16 protein-coding genes, 1 tRNA gene and 1 other RNA gene are annotated in these 15,753 nt (G+C 69.3%); 9 read left to right on the top strand and 9 right to left on the bottom strand.

Features of this window, described 5'->3' with window-relative positions; all coding sequences use genetic code 11:
- Positions 1-657, bottom strand: coding sequence for a response regulator (locus tag G6N31_RS23345; RefSeq protein ID WP_098002127.1), 657 nt, complete (start codon positions 655-657; stop codon positions 1-3).
- A 3-nt stretch (positions 658-660) separates the two neighbouring features.
- Positions 661-1,872, bottom strand: a complete 1,212-nt coding sequence (locus G6N31_RS23340; RefSeq protein ID WP_098002128.1) for a sensor histidine kinase — start codon at positions 1,870-1,872, stop codon at positions 661-663.
- Positions 1,873-2,005: 133 nt separating this feature from the next.
- Here G6N31_RS23340 and G6N31_RS23335 point away from each other — a divergent pair, with 133 nt between their 5' ends.
- Together G6N31_RS23335 and G6N31_RS23330 are read left to right on the top strand one after the other, a co-directional pair.
- Positions 2,006-2,386, top strand: coding sequence for a hypothetical protein (locus G6N31_RS23335; protein ID WP_098002129.1), 381 nt, complete (start codon positions 2,006-2,008; stop codon positions 2,384-2,386).
- Positions 2,383-3,681 carry a cytochrome P450 gene (locus tag G6N31_RS23330; protein ID WP_098002130.1) on the top strand — a complete coding sequence of 433 codons (1,299 nt, stop codon included), beginning with the start codon at positions 2,383-2,385 and terminating at the stop codon, positions 3,679-3,681. Before G6N31_RS23335 ends, G6N31_RS23330 begins: the two co-directional genes overlap by 4 nt.
- A gap of 11 nt (positions 3,682-3,692) precedes the next feature.
- Here the strand turns inward: G6N31_RS23330 and G6N31_RS23325 are convergent, their stop codons facing one another.
- The 3 genes from G6N31_RS23325 to G6N31_RS23315 form a co-directional block, all read right to left on the bottom strand.
- Entirely contained in the window at positions 3,693-4,568 is an 876-nt protein-coding gene (locus tag G6N31_RS23325) for an endonuclease domain-containing protein (RefSeq protein WP_098002131.1), read from the bottom strand.
- A gap of 142 nt (positions 4,569-4,710) precedes the next feature.
- Positions 4,711-5,322 (bottom strand): recombination mediator RecR, encoded by a 612-nt coding sequence (gene recR, locus G6N31_RS23320; protein WP_098002132.1) that lies wholly within the window; start codon positions 5,320-5,322, stop codon positions 4,711-4,713.
- A 3-nt stretch (positions 5,323-5,325) separates the two neighbouring features.
- Positions 5,326-5,658, bottom strand: coding sequence for a YbaB/EbfC family nucleoid-associated protein (locus tag G6N31_RS23315; RefSeq protein ID WP_098002133.1), 333 nt, complete (start codon positions 5,656-5,658; stop codon positions 5,326-5,328).
- Positions 5,659-5,772: 114 nt separating this feature from the next.
- On the opposite strand from G6N31_RS23315, the gene G6N31_RS23310 reads away from it, so the two are divergent.
- Positions 5,773-6,510 (top strand): Rv3717 family N-acetylmuramoyl-L-alanine amidase, encoded by a 738-nt coding sequence (locus tag G6N31_RS23310; protein ID WP_098002134.1) that lies wholly within the window; start codon positions 5,773-5,775, stop codon positions 6,508-6,510.
- Here G6N31_RS23310 and G6N31_RS23305 read toward each other — a convergent pair.
- Positions 6,507-6,971 carry an SRPBCC family protein gene (locus G6N31_RS23305; RefSeq protein WP_098002135.1) on the bottom strand — a complete coding sequence of 155 codons (465 nt, stop codon included), beginning with the start codon at positions 6,969-6,971 and terminating at the stop codon, positions 6,507-6,509. The two genes, G6N31_RS23310 and G6N31_RS23305, sit on opposite strands and share 4 nt — an antisense overlap.
- A 61-nt stretch (positions 6,972-7,032) precedes the next feature.
- Here G6N31_RS23305 and G6N31_RS23300 point away from each other — a divergent pair, with 61 nt between their 5' ends.
- From G6N31_RS23300 to G6N31_RS23290, 3 genes are read left to right on the top strand one after another with little or no spacing between them, the layout of a single operon-like run.
- Positions 7,033-8,415 (top strand): FAD-binding oxidoreductase, encoded by a 1,383-nt coding sequence (locus G6N31_RS23300; protein WP_098002136.1) that lies wholly within the window; start codon positions 7,033-7,035, stop codon positions 8,413-8,415.
- Positions 8,412-9,734 (top strand): class I SAM-dependent methyltransferase, encoded by a 1,323-nt coding sequence (locus G6N31_RS23295; protein ID WP_098002137.1) that lies wholly within the window; start codon positions 8,412-8,414, stop codon positions 9,732-9,734. The genes G6N31_RS23300 and G6N31_RS23295 overlap by 4 nt, the downstream gene beginning before the upstream one ends.
- A 4-nt stretch (positions 9,735-9,738) precedes the next feature.
- Complete coding sequence (locus tag G6N31_RS23290; protein WP_098002138.1) at positions 9,739-10,119, top strand: phage holin family protein; 381 nt, start codon at positions 9,739-9,741, stop codon at positions 10,117-10,119.
- Positions 10,120-10,139: 20 nt separating this feature from the next.
- Here G6N31_RS23290 and G6N31_RS23285 read toward each other — a convergent pair whose 3' ends face one another.
- From G6N31_RS23285 to ffs, 3 genes are all read right to left on the bottom strand, one after another.
- Entirely contained in the window at positions 10,140-12,119 is a 1,980-nt protein-coding gene (locus tag G6N31_RS23285) for a DNA polymerase III subunits gamma/tau (RefSeq protein ID WP_098002139.1), read from the bottom strand.
- A gap of 26 nt (positions 12,120-12,145) precedes the next feature.
- Complete coding sequence (locus G6N31_RS23280) at positions 12,146-13,447, bottom strand: aspartate aminotransferase type Ic (protein ID WP_098002140.1); 1,302 nt, start codon at positions 13,445-13,447, stop codon at positions 12,146-12,148.
- Positions 13,448-13,485: 38 nt separating this feature from the next.
- An RNA gene (gene ffs / locus G6N31_RS23275) (signal recognition particle sRNA small type) lies at positions 13,486-13,580 on the bottom strand.
- A gap of 103 nt (positions 13,581-13,683) precedes the next feature.
- Here ffs and G6N31_RS23270 point away from each other — a divergent pair.
- From G6N31_RS23270 to G6N31_RS23260, 3 genes are all read left to right on the top strand, one after another.
- A tRNA-Ser gene (locus G6N31_RS23270) sits at positions 13,684-13,769 on the top strand.
- A gap of 68 nt (positions 13,770-13,837) precedes the next feature.
- A complete protein-coding gene (lucA, locus tag G6N31_RS23265) occupies positions 13,838-14,644 on the top strand; it encodes a lipid uptake coordinator LucA (RefSeq protein WP_098002141.1) in 807 nt (268 codons plus the stop codon).
- 46 nt (positions 14,645-14,690) lie between these two features.
- Positions 14,691-15,710, top strand: coding sequence for a S1C family serine protease (locus tag G6N31_RS23260; protein ID WP_420090236.1), 1,020 nt, complete (start codon positions 14,691-14,693; stop codon positions 15,708-15,710).
- The last annotated feature ends 43 nt before the right edge of the window (positions 15,711-15,753 follow it).

Here is a 15,753-nt window from a genome sequence, read left to right as displayed (position 1 = left end):
TCAGCGGGCGGCGACGATGCCGTGCTGGTAGGCGTACACGATCGCGGCGGCCCGGTCCCGCAACCGCAGTTTCAGGAAGATGCGCCCGATGTGGCTCTTGACCGTGACCCCCGAGATCACCAACTCGTCGGCGATCTCGGCGTTGGAGCGGCCCTTGGCCATCAGCCGTAACACATCGAGCTCGCGGGGTGTCAGCTCGTCGACGGCTCCACCGGCGGGCTCCTCGGCCGCGGTGCGGTAGGTACTCAGCACGCGCCCGGTGATCGAGGGATCCAGGTAGCCGTCCCCGCGGGCCACCGCGTGCACCGCACGGATGAGCTCCTCGGCCGGCGAGTCCTTCAGCACGAAACCGGCTGCGCCGGCACGCAATACGCCCGACAGCAGCTCATCGTCGCTGAAGGTGGTCAGCGCCAGCACCGGAGGTCCGGCGCCGGCGGTGAGTGCGCGCGTCGCCTCGATTCCGTTGACCCGCTTCATTCTCAGGTCCATCACCACGACGTCGGGACGATGTTCGGCGACCGCGGCGGGTACCGCGTCACCGTCGGAGCATTCCGCGACGATCGCGATCCCGTCCTTGCGCCGCAGGATGCGGCGCAGGCCGGAGCGCACCAGTTCCTGGTCGTCGACGAGCAGCGCGGTGACGATATCGGTGCCCATCGGTCAGCACCTGCGGAACGGGCAGGACGGATCCTCGTCTATCGGGACCACCGCCCGCACCGTCCATTCGTCGTCGTTCGGTCCGGCCTGGATCCGGCCGCCGAGCAACTCGACGCGCTGCCGCATGCCGAGCATGCCCCGGCCCGCGGTGCCGCGCCGGGCGGTGATCGGAACCGGCAGCCGGTTGGCGACGGTGAGCACGGCGGACGACACGTCCAGTTCGAGGGACATGCTTGCGGCCGTGTCGGGGGCGTGCTTGGCGATGTTGGCCAGCGACTCCTGCGCGATGCGGTAGAGCGCCAGGCCGGCGGCCGCGGAGATCCGGTCCAGCCGCCCGCTCACCGCGAACGTCACGGTCAGACCGGCGCGTACGAAGTCCTCCACGAGCGTGGCGATGTCGGTGACGCCCGGTTCGGGGGTGACCTTTCCGACACCGTCGTCGAGCAACCCGACCGTGCGGCGGATGTCGGCCATGGCCTGGCGTCCCAGCTGCTCGGCCTGTTCGAGAGCTTCGACCGCCTCGTCGATCTCGCGGTCCTCGTGCAGAGCGCGACGCGCCCCGGTGACGTGCAGCAGGGTCACGCTCAGCGAGTGGGCGATGACGTCGTGCACTTCCCGGGCGATGCGCCGCCGCTCATCGGCTGCCGCGTGCTCGGCGAGCTTCTGCTGGGCTTGCCGTTGCTCGATGAGCAGCTGCTGCTGGATGCGCATGAGATAACCCACCAGCCAACCGATACCGATGAAACACAGATACAGCCAGGGGGTGTCCACGCGGCCCAGCATCACTGCAGCACCGAGGATCCCCGCTGCGGTCAAGGTGGTCAGCAATCCGCCGCGCAGCGAGGTCATCGAGCCGACGACCCCGGTGACCAGTCCGAGTAGCACCGGCGCGAAATCGCCCTCGATCGGCGCGGACATCCCGAACAGCCAGATCGAGATGGCCGCCATCCAGGCCAGTGCCAGCGCGAACGCTTCCACGGCGGGCGGCGCTTTCAGGTCGACGGCGAAGAACACCAGGTACGGCGAGTACGCGACGGCGAGGCCGAGGAGCCCCACCCACCACTGGGACTCGGGCCGTTGCAGAATCGCCAGCACCGCGACGAGCAGTAGGGTCAGGTCGATGCTCACGACGATCGGCCAGGAGTACCCTCCGGGCATCGTCTCGCCCTTCCGGCGCAGGTATCGCCGGAATTGGCGCTTCACCGCAGCCAGCATCGTGCCAGTCTATGGTCGGGAGGACTCGATGACATCAGACTGCGGTAGGCATCGATGCTCCTACCACGGTAGGAGATCAAGATCGGACCCCGGCACGACGCCGGCGGCGGGGCGCCTCCGTAGCGTCGATGCCATGACATGGTCACAACTGCACGAGCGCATGGCCTTCATGGCCGACATGGTTGAACACGCCGCCACCGACGCGGCGAACGCGTTGGACCGGGCGGCCGGCTCCGATGACGTCCGCCGACTGTTCGGCGACGAGGACGGACTCCTGCTGGCGTTGCGCCACCGGTGGGTCACGATGCTGGCGGCGAAGCTCGATCAAGCCGCCTACGACGATGTGCCCGCCGAACAGGCTCGCGCCGAACTGGCCGCGGCCAATCCGGGCCTGCGCGCGATCCTCGACCTGGCGTCGCGCAGGTCGGTGCGGGTGCGTGCCCTCGACCGCAGTGAGCAGCAGATGGTCGACTATTACGCCGGGCCGGCTCCCGGTGGGCTGACGGTCGCATGAGGTCGCGGCCGGCCGTCTGGCTGCGCTGGGCCGCGGTGCACGGTATCCCGCGCGGGTTCCTGACCGCGCGTGCGCGCCGAGGTGAGCCGCTGGCCCGGCTCATCCTCGGCCGTGGTGACCGACTGGCGCTGATCGAGGAAGTCCGCGTGGCCGGTCCGCTGCTGCGTACGCCGGTCGTGTGGGCGACCGCCGACTACGAGGTATGCCGGACAGTTCTGCGGCACAACGACTTCGGTGTGACGGACCCGGCGGAGAGTGAGCTGCCCGGGCTGCGGGGCCTGGTGCGGCGGGTCGACCCGGCGCTGCCGAATCCGGTGGAACCGCCGGCGATGTTGATGACCGACCCGCCACAGCACACCGAGTACCGGCGCTTGGTGGCGCGCAGCTTCAGTCCCCGGTCGATCTCGGGGCTCGACACGCGGATCGGCGACCTGACCTCGACGCTGCTCGACGATCTCGCTCGGCGCCGGCAGGTGGACCTGATCGCCGACTACGCCGCGCAGCTCCCCGCCGCGGTGATCTCGGAGATGCTGGGCCTCCCCGACGAGGACCGGGGCCGGATCCTGAGCTGGGGCAACCGGGCCGCCCCGCTACTCGACATCGGTATCCCGTGGCAGCCGTTCCGCGCCGCGGTCGACGAGCTGGTCGACGTCGAGAGCCATCTCGGGGCGCATTTCCGGCGGCTGCGCGCGCACGGCGCCGACGGAACACCGTTCAGCAAGCTGGCGCTCGACGGCAGCTTGACCGGACGCGAGTTGATCTCCAACGCAGCCCTTCTCGTCGGCGCCGGGGTGGAGACCACGGTCAATCTGATCGGCAACGGCATCATCGCCCTGCTCGCCCATCCGGACCAGCTGGCGCTGCTGCGCGAGGACCCGTCGTTGTGGCCCTCGGCTGTGGAGGAGATCCTTCGTTACGACAGCCCGGTCCAGATGACGGCCCGAACCGCGCTGCGCGACACCGAGATTGCCGGCACCCCGATCCGTCGTGGTGCGGTCGTGGTCATGCTCCTCGGCGGCGCCAACCGCGACCCGGAGGTGTTCGACCAGCCCGACCGGTTCGACATCACCCGGCCGAACGCCCGCGAGCATCTGGCCTTCGCCACCGGGATCCACGTCTGCCTCGGGGCGGCACTGGCCCGGATCGAGGGCGCGACCGCCCTGCGGGAGTTGTTCACGCGCTTTCCCGACCTGCAGGTGGAGGCTCCGGCCGAGCGGCGTGGTCTGGTGACCCTGCACGGCTATCGGCGGCTGGCCGCGAACCTGGGGCCGGTACCGCGGCGAGCGGCGAGTTAGGGCTCCGCGAATCAGGCAACCGCGGCGAGTTCGAGCCGGCAGCCCCGGCCGGTCAGCGCGGCCTCGACGCGCGCGAGCCACTGCTTGTTGCGGTCCTCGGCGATCACCCGGATCACGATCCAGCCGCGATCCTCCAGCATGCGCAGGCGCTTGATGTCCTTGACGTACTGTTTGCGGTTCTTGCGGTGGTGGTCGCCGTCGTATTCGACGGCAACGCGATGATCCGGCCATCCCAGATCCAAAAACGCCACGGGACGCGACCCGTCGAACACCGGTATCTGCGTCTGTGGTCGGGGAAATCCCCTGTCCAGCAGGCACAATCGCAGCCTGCTCTCCTGAGGCGACCCGGCGCCGCCGTCGACCAGCGGAAGCAGTTCGTGCAGCTGCCGCAGCCCCCGCGCTCCTCGGTGCTGTGCTGCCAGCGCTGCCACGGCGTCGACGTCGAACCGCTGGTTCCACATCAGCGCGTCCAGGCAGGCCAGCGCCGCGGTGCGGTCCAGGTGGCGCCCCATGTCGAACGCGGTGCGCACCCGGGTGGTCACCGGCAGGCCCGCTCTACGGGTGATCTCGTCGGCGGCGACGCGGTCCCTGCGCAGGATCAACCCCTGCTGCGGTCTGGCTTTCAAGCCGGCGACCTCGACCGGTTGGGACAGATCCACCCACGGGGCGCCGTGCAGCGCGGCGGCGGTGACCCCGGCGATGACGCCCTTGCGGCCGGTGGCCAGCCACGCCCCGATGGCCCGGTCCCGCAGCGTCACGGCGACGTCGTTGCGGACGAACACCCCGCGGTACAGCGTCGTGTAGTCCCGACGCAGCTCGTGCCGGGTGACGACGCCGGCGCGGACGGCCTCCCCACCGAGGATCACTCTGCTTTTCACGAGTGTCATGCTGCCCCCGCCCACCGACAGCCACGTTTTGCAGGCGAAGTGCGAGTGGCCGTGTGCAAAAGGTGGCACTCGAGTCAGGCCACCGCGGCGAGCCGCGAATCAGGCCACCGCAGCGAATCAGGCCACCGCGGCGAGCCGCAAATCAGGCCATCGCGCGGCGGCCGGCCAACGCCCGGCCCAGCGTCAGTTCGTCGGCGAACTCGAGGTCACCGCCCATCGGCAGGCCCGACGCGATCCGCGTCACCGTCAGCCCGGGGATGTCGCGCAGCATTCGCACCAGGTAGGTGGCGGTGGCCTCGCCTTCGGTGTTGGGGTCGGTCGCGATGATCACCTCGGCCACGTCGACACCGTCGACGCGTTCCCCGATGCGGTTGAGCAGTTCCCGGATGCGCAGCTGGTCGGGACCCACACCGGACAGCGGGTCCAGCGCCCCGCCGAGCACGTGGTAGCGGCCGCGGAACTCGCGCGTGCGCTCCACGGCCTGCACATCCTTGGGTTCTTCGACCACGCACACCAGCGACGCGTCCCGCCGCGGGTCGCGGCAGATGCGGCAGCGTTCCTCGTCGCTGACGTTGCCGCACACCGCGCAGAACGTCACGCCGTCGCGGATCCGGTTGAGCACCGCGGTCAGCCGGTCGATGTCGGGCGGTTCCACCGAGAGCAGGTGGAATGCGATGCGCTGCGCGCTCTTGGGGCCCACTCCGGGCAGCTTGCCGAGCTCGTCGATCAGGTCCTGGACGGGTCCCTCAAACAAGCGTCACATCCCCGGAATGCCCAGGCCGCCCATGCCGCCGGCCAGCGGTCCGAGCCGGTCGTGGGCCAGAATGGTGACCTGCTGGGACGCGTCGGCCAGCGCGCCGACGATGAGATCCTGCAACGTCTCGACATCCGACGGGTCGACGACCTTGGGGTCGATCGACACCCCGACCACCTCACCGCTGCCGCGCATGGTGACCTGCACCAGCCCGCCGCCGGCCTGGCCGTGCACCTCGGCATTGGCCAGCGCCTCCTGTGCCTCCATCAGCTGCTGTTGCACCTGCTGAGCCTGGGCGAGCAGTGCGGACATATCGGGTTGGCCACCGGGCTGCATAGCTGATCCTTCGTAGGAGATTGCGTATCGGTCTCGACTTGGTTGCGCTCGTCCACAAGCGGCGCTTCGGACTTCCAGCGTAGTCCGCCCCGGCGCTACCGTGGCGCCGTGCCCGTGCCAGCCATCCTGCGTGTCGGGGCCGCCGCGGTGGCCGCGATCGTCGCCGCAACCACCCTTTCCGCGCCCGCCGACGCCGTCCCGGCCAATGTCGCCGGCAAGATCGTGTTCCTCGACCCCGGTCACCAGGCCTCGATGGCAGGCCTGAGCCGTCAGGTGCCCACCGGCCGCGGCGGCACCAAGGATTGCCAGGCCAGCGGCACCTCCACCGAGGACGGCCTCACCGAGCACACCTTCACCTGGGACACCACGCTGCGCATCCGCGCGGCCCTGAACGCCCTCGGCGTGCGCACCGCGATGTCGCGCGGCGACGACTCCGGGCCCGGGCCGTGCGTCGACGAACGCGCGGCGATGGCCAACGCGCTGAGCCCCCACGCGGTGGTGTCCATCCACGCTGACGGCGGCCCGCCCACCGGGCGCGGCTTCCACGTGCTGTACTCCGCGCCTCCGCTGAATGCCGCGCAGGCCGGCCCGTCGGTCCAGTTCGCCCGCGTGATGCGCGATCAACTCCAGGGGTCGGGTATCCCTCCGGCGACTTACATCGGGTCCTCCGGCCTGAATCCGCGTGCGGACATCGCCGGGCTGAACCTTGCGCAGTACCCGTCGATCCTCGTCGAGCTGGGCAACATGAAGAACCCGGCCGATTCGGCGCTGATGAAGACGCCGGCCGGCCGGCAGAAGTACGCCGACGCCGTGGTGCGCGGCATCGTGGCGTTCCTGACCACCCAGAACTAGCCCTGTGCGCCCTCGATACCGAGGGTGCCCTCGACCTCACGCTTGAGATTGCCCAGCACCTCGGTCTGGATCTTGCGCAAGCCGATCGGGGCGAAGGTCTTCTCGAAGAACCCGCCGATGCCCCCCGCGCCCTTCCAGGAGGTCTTGACCGTCACCGACGAGCCCGGACCGGCGGGGGCGACGGTCCAGTTGGTCACCATCGACGAGTTCGCATCCTTCTCGATGACGGTGCGGCCGGCGACGTCGACGGCGGCCTGTACGTCGCGTGAGCGCGACTTGGTGGCCTGCAGCGTCCACTGCGCCACGGTGCCGGCGCCCTGCCCGCCTTCCAGGACCCGGTAACCGCTGTAGTGCTCGGAGAGGATTTTCGGACGCATCGCCTCGTAATCGGATACGGCGGCCAGCACCGTGGCCGGGTCGGCATCGATCAGGACCGTGCTCGTCGCGCTGACCTGTCCCATCAGTGCGGCCTCCTCCTCAGTAGCGTTCGCATCCCCTGCATCTGCGGACTAGCGTATATGTGTGTCTGCTGCGACGACCGACGCACGAGCTGCACATGCGCACGGTGTGCAGCGGTTGCTGGCCAGCTACCGGGCGATTCCGGACGCGGCCATGGTCCGTCTTTCCAAACCCACGTCGAACCTGTTCCGCGCCCGCGCGAAAACCCACGTCCCGGGTCTGGATGTGTCCGGCCTGACCGATGTCATCACCGTGGACCCCGACGCGCGCACCGCCGAGGTCGCCGGCATGTGCACCTACGAGGATCTGGTCGCAGCTACCTTGCCGTACGGGCTTTCGCCGCTGGTGGTTCCGCAGTTGAAGACCATCACGCTGGGTGGCGCCGTGAGCGGGCTGGGCATCGAGTCGGCGTCGTTCCGCAACGGACTGCCCCACGAATCGGTTCTGGAGATGGATATCCTCACGGGCAGCGGAGATATCGTGCGGGCCACGCCCGACCAGAACGCCGACCTGTTCCGCGCGTTCCCGAATTCCTATGGCACGTTGGGATACTCGGTCCGACTGGTGATCGAGCTGGAACCGGTCAAGCCGTTCGTCGCGCTACGCCACATACGCTTTCACTCACTGGACACCCTGGTCGAGACGATGGATCGGATCGTCGAGACCGGCGGTCTGGACGGGGAGCGGGTCGACTACCTCGACGGCGTGGTGTTCAGCTCCGACGAGAGTTACCTGTGTCTCGGGGTGCAAACCGCAGCCCCCGGCCCGGTCAGTGACTACACCGGCAAGCACATCTATTACCGGTCCATCCAGCATGCCGGCGGGGAGAAACACGATCGGTTGACCATCCATGATTATCTGTGGAGGTGGGACACCGACTGGTTCTGGTGTTCCCGGGCCTTCGGCGCGCAGAATCCGCGTATCCGCCGCTGGTGGCCCCGGCGCTACCGACGCAGCAGCTTCTACTGGAAGCTCATCTCCTACGACCAGCGCTTCGACATCGCCGACCGCATCGAGAGGCGGAACGGCCGCCCACCCCGAGAACGGGTTGTGCAGGACATCGAGGTGCCCCTCGAACGCACCGTCGAGTTCGTCGACTGGTTCCTGCGCACGGTGCCCATCGAGCCGATCTGGCTGTGCCCGTTACGACTTCGGGAGTCCTCGGGTAGCTGGCCGCTGTACCCGATCCGGCCGCGCCACACCTATGTCAACGTGGGCTTCTGGTCCTCGGTACCGGTGGGGCCCGAGGACGGCTACACCAACAAGCTGATCGAGCGTCAGGTCAGCGCGCTCGACGGGCACAAGTCGCTGTACTCCGATTCGTTCTACTCCCGAGAGGAATTCGACGAACTCTACGGCGGGGAGATGTACGACACGGTGAAGAAGAGCTACGACCCCGACTCCCGGCTCCTGGACCTGTATGCGAAAGCGGTGCGACGGCAATGACGACCTTTCGGGAACACAGAAGCTATACGGCCCACCAGACCCATGACAAGCTGTCGTTGTCGGAGATCCTCGAGATCCTCGCCGGGGGGCGGCTACCGTTGCGGTTCAGCGCATATGACGGAAGCAGCACCGGACCGCAGGACGCGGAACTGGGTCTGGAGCTGTTGACACCGCGCGGCACCACCTATCTGGCCACCGCGCCCAACGACCTCGGCCTGGCGCGGGCCTACATCGCCGGCGACCTCGAGCTGCGGGGCGTGCATCCGGGTGACCCGTACCCGGTGCTCAGCGCGCTGACCGACCGGCTGGTGTTCAGGCGGCCCCCGGCACGGGTGCTGGCCAACATCGTCCGTTCCATCGGCATCGAGCACCTCAAGCCGATCGCCCCGCCACCGCAGGAGGCGCTGCCCCGCTGGCGCCGCGTCGCGGAAGGCCTGCGACACAGCAAGACCCGCGACGCCGAGGTGATCCACCACCATTACGACGTGTCGAACGCCTTCTACGAGTGGGTGCTCGGGCCGTCGATGACCTACACCTGTGCGTGCTACCCGCACCCCGACGCGTCCTTGGAAGAGGCGCAGGACAACAAGTACCGGCTGGTGTTCGAGAAGCTCAACCTCGAGCCCGGCGACCGGCTGCTCGATGTGGGCTGCGGCTGGGGCGGCATGGTGCGTTATGCCGCCCGCCACGGCGTGCACGCGGTCGGGGTCACGCTGTCGAAGAACCAGGCCGAGTGGGCGCAGAAGGCGATCGCCGAGCAGGGACTCGGCGACCTGGCAGAGGTGCGCCACGGCGACTACCGCGACGTGCGGGAGACCCAGTTCGACGCGGTGTCCTCGATCGGGTTGACGGAGCACATCGGGGTGGCCAATTATCCCGCGTACTTCGACTTCCTGAGGTCGCGGCTGCGTGCCGGCGGTCTGCTGTTGAACCACTGCATCACTCGCAACAACAACCGGCACACCGCCTCGGCGGGCGGATTCATCGACCGGTACGTGTTTCCCGACGGGGAACTCACGGGTTCGGGCCGGATCATCGCCGAGGCGCAGGACGTCGGTCTTGAGGTCGTGCACGAGGAGAACCTGCGCCATCACTATGCGCTGACCCTGCGCGACTGGTGCCGCAACCTCGTCGCGAACTGGGACGACGCGGTCGCCGAGGTCGGGTTGGCGACTGCGAAGGTCTGGGGGCTGTACATGGCGGCCTCACGAGTCGGGTTCGAGCAGAACGCCATTCAGCTGCATCAGGTGCTGGCGGTGAAGCTCGACGACCACGGTGATGACGGCGGCCTGCCGCTGCGGCCCTGGTGGAGGTCATGACCGGATGACCCGCTTGCTCCTGCGCGTTGCCGTGTTCCTGGGGTCATCGGCGATCGGACTACTCGTGGCGGGCTGGCTGGTGCCCGGGGTGTCACTGTCGGTGTGGGGGTTCGTCGCCGCGGTGGTGATCTTCACTCTGGCCCAGGCGATCCTGTCGCCGTTGTTCGTGAAGATGGCCACCCGCTACGCGGCGGCTTTCCTCGGCGGCATCGGACTGGTGTCCACGTTCGCAGCGCTGCTGCTGGCGTCGCTGCTGTCCCACGGACTGAGCATTCGCGGTGTCGGCTCCTGGATCGCGGCCACTGTGGTGGTCTGGCTGGTGACCGCCGCCGCCACCGTGGTGCTGCCGAAACTGGTGCTGAAGGACACACAGCCCGCGTCCTGAGCGCCGCTGATGCGGCGACGTCAGCCGTCGATGCGACGGGCCCCGAGTTCGTTCTGCAGCAACTCCAGCGCCGCCTCTTCGGGGTCGCGGCGGGGGGCGGCATCGACATGGCTGGCCTCGGCCAGCATGCTCTCGACGTCCTCCTCCGGCGGTGGCGGTGGTTCAGCGGGTGCACGCTGCGGCTCGCGGGCGGGTGGCGAGGCCGCCGCGGGCGCCGGGCCGCCGCCGACCTCGCACCGGATCGTCCAATTGACGCCGAGCGCATCCTTGAGGGCCTCGCGGATCACGTCGGCGTTACGCTGTTCGGTCAATCTCCTGGCCAGCGGCGCGGATTCGTGGCTGAGCACCAGGGTGTTGTCCTCCACGGCACGCACGATCGCGCCGGCGAGCATCACCTCGGTGGTCCGGCTGCGCTCCCGCACCTTCTCGCGCACGGTGGTCCACATGCTGCGCACCGCGGCCGCGTTGGGCTGGCCGGCTGCGACGGCCGCTGCAGGCGTCGCGGGCGGCGCTTCCACCACCGGGGCTGCCGGCGGTCTGACCGGAGGCGGCGAAACCGGCTCAGGCGCAACAGCTTCAGGCGCAGGAGGTTCGGGCGCAACCGCTTCGGGTGGCACAGGTTCAGGCGCAGCCGGGGCCCGGGACGGTGGTCGGTCAGCCGGCGGAGGTTCAGGCGCACGAGGCGGGGCAGGTGGGGTGGGCGCGGCCTGCGCCACCGCCTCGGGCGGGGCCTCCGGCGCCGGTGCGGCAGTGGCCTCGCTCTTGCGGACGAACTGCTTGCGCGGCGCTGCCGAACCGCCCGACGCCGCGGTGTCGGCGCCCGGGATGGACATGTCCAGCCGGGTCTCGATGCGCTCCACCCGCTGCAGCAGCGCGGCCTCGGAATCGGCGGCCGACGGCAGCAACAGCCGCGCGCAGGTCACCTCCAACAGCAGCCGCGGCGCGGTCGCGCCACGCATCTCGCCGAGGCCGGCATGCATGACCTCGGCGTACCGGGTCAGCGTGGCGGTGCCGATCTGGGCGGCCTGCTCCCGCATCCGCTCCAGCTCGTCCTCGGGCCCGTCGACCACGCCGCGGGCCACCGCGTCGGGCACCGCCTGCAGCACGATCAGATCCCGGAACCGCTCGAGCAGGTCGGTGGCGAAGCGGCGCGGGTCGTGCCCGGCGTCGACCACCCCTTCCACCGCGCCGAACAGGGCCGCCGCGTCGCCGGCGGCCAGCGCGTCGATGGCGTCGTCGATCAGCGCGACGTCGGTGGCCCCCAGCAGCGCTAGCGCGCGCTGATAGGCGACGTGGCTCGAGCCGGCCGCATCGGTGTGCGCGCCGGCCAGCAGCTGGTCCAGCACGCTCAGCGTGTCGCGGGGTGAGCCGCCGCCGGCGCGGATCACCAGCGGATAGACGGCGTCGTCGACCGCGACGTCCTCGGCGGCGACGATCTTCTCGATCAGTGTGCGCATGGTGCGCGGCGCGAGCAGCCGAAACGGGTAGTGGTGGGTGCGCGAGCGGATGGTCGGCAGCACCTTCTCCGGCTCGGTGGTCGCGAACACGAAGATCAGGTGTTCGGGCGGCTCCTCGACGATCTTGAGCAGCGCGTTGAAGCCCGCGGTGGTGACCATGTGGGCTTCGTCGACGATGAAGATGCGGTAGCGCGACTGGGCCGGCGCGTAGAACGCGCGGTCGCGCAGTTCGCGGGTGTCGTCCACCCCGCCGTGGCTGGCCGCGTCGAGTTCGACGACGTCGACGTTGCCCGGCCCGTTGGGCGCCAGCGCGACGCACGAGTCACACACCCCGCAGGGCGTGGCCGTGGGACCCTGCACGCAGTTCAGCGAGCGCGCGAGGATGCGCGCCGACGACGTCTTTCCGCAGCCGCGGGGACCCGAGAACAGGTAGGCGTGGTTGATACGGCCCGAGTTGAGCGCGGTCGACAGCGGCTCGGTGACATGTTCCTGCCCGACGACCTCTCCGAAGGTCGCCGGTCGGTACTTGCGGTAGAGCGCCACGGAAGCAGGCTACCGACAGGGGCCGACTAGTTCTGCGCCGGCTGCGCCAGCAGGTGTTCGGTCGCCGACAGCAGCGCGCAGGTCGCCAGTCCGTCGATCGCCGCGCGCAGGTCATCGGTGCCGGGGAACGTCGGTGCGATACGGATGTTCTTGTCGTCCGGGTCTTTTCGGTACGGGAACGACGCACCCGCCTCGGTCACCGCGATGCCGGCGTCCTTGGCCAGCGCGACGGTGCGCTTGGCGGTGCCGGGCAGCACGTCGAGGCTGATGAAGTACCCGCCCTTGGGTTCGGTCCACGACGCGATCTTCGACGACCCCAGCCGGTCTTCGAGGATCTGCAACGCCAGCGCGAACTTCGGCGCCAGCAGTTCCTGGTGCCGGCGCATGTGCACCCGCACCCCGTCGGCGTCGCCGAAGAATTTCAGGTGCCGCAGCTGGTTGACCTTGTCGGGGCCGATCGACTTCTTGCCGGCGTGCTGCAGGTACCACGCGATGTTGCCCAGCGACCCGCCCAGAAAGCTCACCCCGGCGCCGGCGAAGGTGATCTTCGAGGTGGAGGCGAACACCAGCGGCCGGTTGGCATGGTTGGCCGCTGCGGCCAACCCGAGCACGTCGACCTGCCGGAGGAAGTCGTGTGTCAAGGTGTGCACCGCGTACGCGTTGTCCCACATCAGCCGGAAATCGGTTGCCGCGGTGTCCATTTGGACCAATCGGCGCACGACGTCCCAGGAGTACACGGTGCCGGTGGGGTTGGAGTACATCGGGACGCACCACATCCCCTTGATGGTGGCGTCGGCGGCGACGAGCTCCTCGATCATGTCGATGTCCGGGCCGTCCTCGAGCATCGGCACCGTGATCATCTCGATGCCGAGGCTCTCGGTGAGCGCGAAATGGCGGTCGTAGCCGGGAGCCGGACAGAGGAACTTCACGCCGGTGCCGTCGACGATGTCGCGGATCCAGGGCCGCGGCGAGTCCACGCCGCCGTGCAGCAGCGAGTACACGAGGACGTCGTGCATGAACTCCAGGCTGGCGTTGTTGCCCGCGATCAGGTTCGGAACTGCGATGCCGAGCAGTTCACCGAAGATGGCCCGCAGTTCGGGCAGCCCGTGCAGACCGCCGTAGTTGCGGGTGTCGGTCCCCTCCCCGTCCCGGAACTGCTCCGCTCCCGGCAGGGTCAGCAGGCCGTTGGACAGCTCGAGCTGTTCGGGAGACGGCTTGCCGCGGGTCAGATCCAGCCGCAGCCCCCTGGCCTGCAGGTCGGCGTAGTTGCGCTGTTGCAGCTCGTGCTGCGCGAGCAGTTCGTCACGGCCCAGCGACTGAAAAGACACCGCTCGCCTTTCACCGTCGTGCGTGGACTTTTTTGAAAACAAGGGGACCCCGCGCACCCGCCAGAGCCCGTTGACCCTTGCTGCCTTCCGGCCCTGGGGGAGTTCACAGGATGGACGCCGCGCGGGGTCCACGGCGAGTCTAATACCGTCCGCGTCGCGCCTGCGCCCAGGAGCCGCCCCACACGCGTGGTGGTGGATTTATGGGCAGCCCGGGTGGGTCGGTTACCATGGCCGACGGAGGATTCGCCTAGTGGCCTATGGCGCTCGCCTGGAACGCGGGTTGGGTTAACAGCCCTCGCGGGTTCAAATCCCGCATCCTCCGCACTCAGCCCGGGGCGCGACCGGCTGCGACACGCGGTCGCGCTCCGGGTCACACGATCGAGGAGGCATATGGGCCGCACCGCTGCGGTGCTTTGGCACGCGTCGTTCTCCCTCGCCGCCGGTGTCCTGTACTTCTTCTTCGTCCTCCCGCGCACGTTCGAACTGCTCGGCGAGACCTCCCACACCCTGGGCACGGCGCTGCGCATCGTGACCGCCGCGCTGATCGGGCTGGCCGCGTTGCCGGTGCTGCTGACGCTGCTGCGCACCCGCCGCCCGGAGCTGGGCACCCCCACACTGGCGCTGAACCTGCGCACCACCTCGATCGCGCTGCACGTGCTGGCCGGCCTGCTGATCCTGGGCACCGCGATCAGCGAGATCTGGCTGTCGGTGGACCAGGCGGGGCAGTGGCTGTTCGGCATCTACGGTGCTGCTGCGGCGATCGCCCTGCTGGGCATGCTGGCGTTCTATCTCGCGTTCGTCGCCGAGCTGCCGCCGCCACCGCCGAAACCGGTGAAGGTCACGCAGCGGACGTCGCGGCGCCGCAAGAAGGCCCTCGCTGACGACGCCGAGGCCGACACCGCCGCCGATTCCGAACCGGAACCCGAGACCGAAGCGGAAACCGAGACGGTGGCGGACGCCGAGGCCGAACCGAAGACCGAGGCCGAACCGAAGACCCAGACCGACGAACCGGACGCCGAAGACACGGCCGAACCGGACGCCGACGACTCCGCCCGTGCCGAAGATGAGTCCGACGGGGATGCCACCGAGCCGGCCGAGCCGGCTGCCGGAAAGCTGCAGAACCAGCGCCCCACCGGCAAGAACACGCTGCTGAGACGCCGTCGGCGCAGCCGCGGCGGCGTGGCTGTCGAGGACTGACCGGACCAGGGCGCGTCGACAGATTTCGACGTCACAGCCACTATTGATGACTATGAGCCTAAATCGCTCGCCGAGACTCCTGCTGATCGCGCTGGCTGCGATCGTCGCTCTGGTCGCGCCGCTGGCCCCCGCGGCCGCCGCCCCGGGCGATCCGGTCGCCGCGGCGCTGCAGGTCGAGCCCGCCGTGGTGCGCATCGACACCGAGGTGGACTACCAGGGGGTGCTCGGGCTCGGGACCGCCTTCGTCATCGATCCCAACGGTCTGGCGATGACCAACTTCCACGTCGTCCAGGGCGCCGACCGGGTGACCGCGACCGTCAACGGCCGCCCCTACCCGGCCCAACTCGTCGGGTACGACCGCAAACGCGACGTCGCGCTGATTCAGCTGATCGGCGCGTCCGGCCTCCCCACCGCCGCACTGGGCGATGCGAACGCGCTGGTGCCCGGTGAACCGGTGGTGTCGCTGGGCAACGCCGACGGCACGTTCGGCCCGCTCACGCGCGAGGTGGGCACGGTGTCCGCGTTCGGCCGCACGGTCAACGCCGAGGACACCCTGACCGGCACGTCCGACGAGCTGACCGGGCTGATCGAGTTCGCCGCCCCGGTACGCGCCGGGGACTCCGGTGGGCCGCTGGTCAACAGCAACGGTCAGGTCGTCGGGATCACCACGGCAGCGTCGGTGAACTTCCGCATGGGGCCGGGCGGCAAGGGTTTCGCGATCCCGATCAACGATGCGATTCGGATCGCCGACCAGATCCGCGCCGGCATCCCGTCCGACAACGTGCACATCGGCCCGCCGACCCTGCTCGGGGTCGGTGTGCGCACCGCACCGCGCGACGCCCCGGGAGTGGTGATCCAGGAGGTGCTGCGCGGCGGACCCGCCGAACGGGCCGGTCTGGTCGACGGCGATCTGCTGGTGGTCGTCGACGGTGTGCCGCTGGACTCGGCAACCACGCTGACCACCGTGCTGGACCGCCGCTATCCCGGCGACGTCGTCGACCTGACGTGGATCGACGCCGCCGGGCAGACCCGCACCGGCAAAGCGGTGGTCACGGCCGGTCCGTGATTTGGTCAATTCGCTGAGCGCATCAAAGTACATCCTTATGCTG

This window comes from Mycolicibacterium duvalii, from assembly GCF_010726645.1.
Classification (GTDB): domain Bacteria; phylum Actinomycetota; class Actinomycetes; order Mycobacteriales; family Mycobacteriaceae; genus Mycobacterium; species Mycobacterium duvalii.
Note: the sequence above shows the minus strand (reverse complement) of the source record. Positions and strands in the feature narration are given on the sequence as shown.

Excerpts from the sequence above, each read along its gene's own strand:
- G6N31_RS23290 (WP_098002138.1), top strand. The coding sequence starts at position 9,739 with ATGACCCGCTTGCTCCTGCGCGTTGCCGTGTTCCTGGGGTCATCGGCG.
- G6N31_RS23325 (WP_098002131.1), bottom strand. The coding sequence starts at position 4,568 with ATGACACTCGTGAAAAGCAGAGTGATCCTCGGTGGGGAGGCCGTCCGC.
- G6N31_RS23315 (WP_098002133.1), bottom strand. The coding sequence starts at position 5,658 with ATGCAGCCCGGTGGCCAACCCGATATGTCCGCACTGCTCGCCCAGGCT.
- G6N31_RS23330 (WP_098002130.1), top strand. The coding sequence starts at position 2,383 with ATGAGGTCGCGGCCGGCCGTCTGGCTGCGCTGGGCCGCGGTGCACGGT.
- G6N31_RS23340 (WP_098002128.1), bottom strand. The coding sequence starts at position 1,872 with ATGCTGGCTGCGGTGAAGCGCCAATTCCGGCGATACCTGCGCCGGAAG.
- lucA (WP_098002141.1), top strand. The coding sequence starts at position 13,838 with ATGGGCCGCACCGCTGCGGTGCTTTGGCACGCGTCGTTCTCCCTCGCC.
- G6N31_RS23305 (WP_098002135.1), bottom strand. The coding sequence starts at position 6,971 with ATGGGACAGGTCAGCGCGACGAGCACGGTCCTGATCGATGCCGACCCG.
- G6N31_RS23335 (WP_098002129.1), top strand. The coding sequence starts at position 2,006 with ATGACATGGTCACAACTGCACGAGCGCATGGCCTTCATGGCCGACATG.
- G6N31_RS23345 (WP_098002127.1), bottom strand. The coding sequence starts at position 657 with ATGGGCACCGATATCGTCACCGCGCTGCTCGTCGACGACCAGGAACTG.
- G6N31_RS23260 (WP_420090236.1), top strand. The coding sequence starts at position 14,691 with ATGACTATGAGCCTAAATCGCTCGCCGAGACTCCTGCTGATCGCGCTG.
- G6N31_RS23295 (WP_098002137.1), top strand. The coding sequence starts at position 8,412 with ATGACGACCTTTCGGGAACACAGAAGCTATACGGCCCACCAGACCCAT.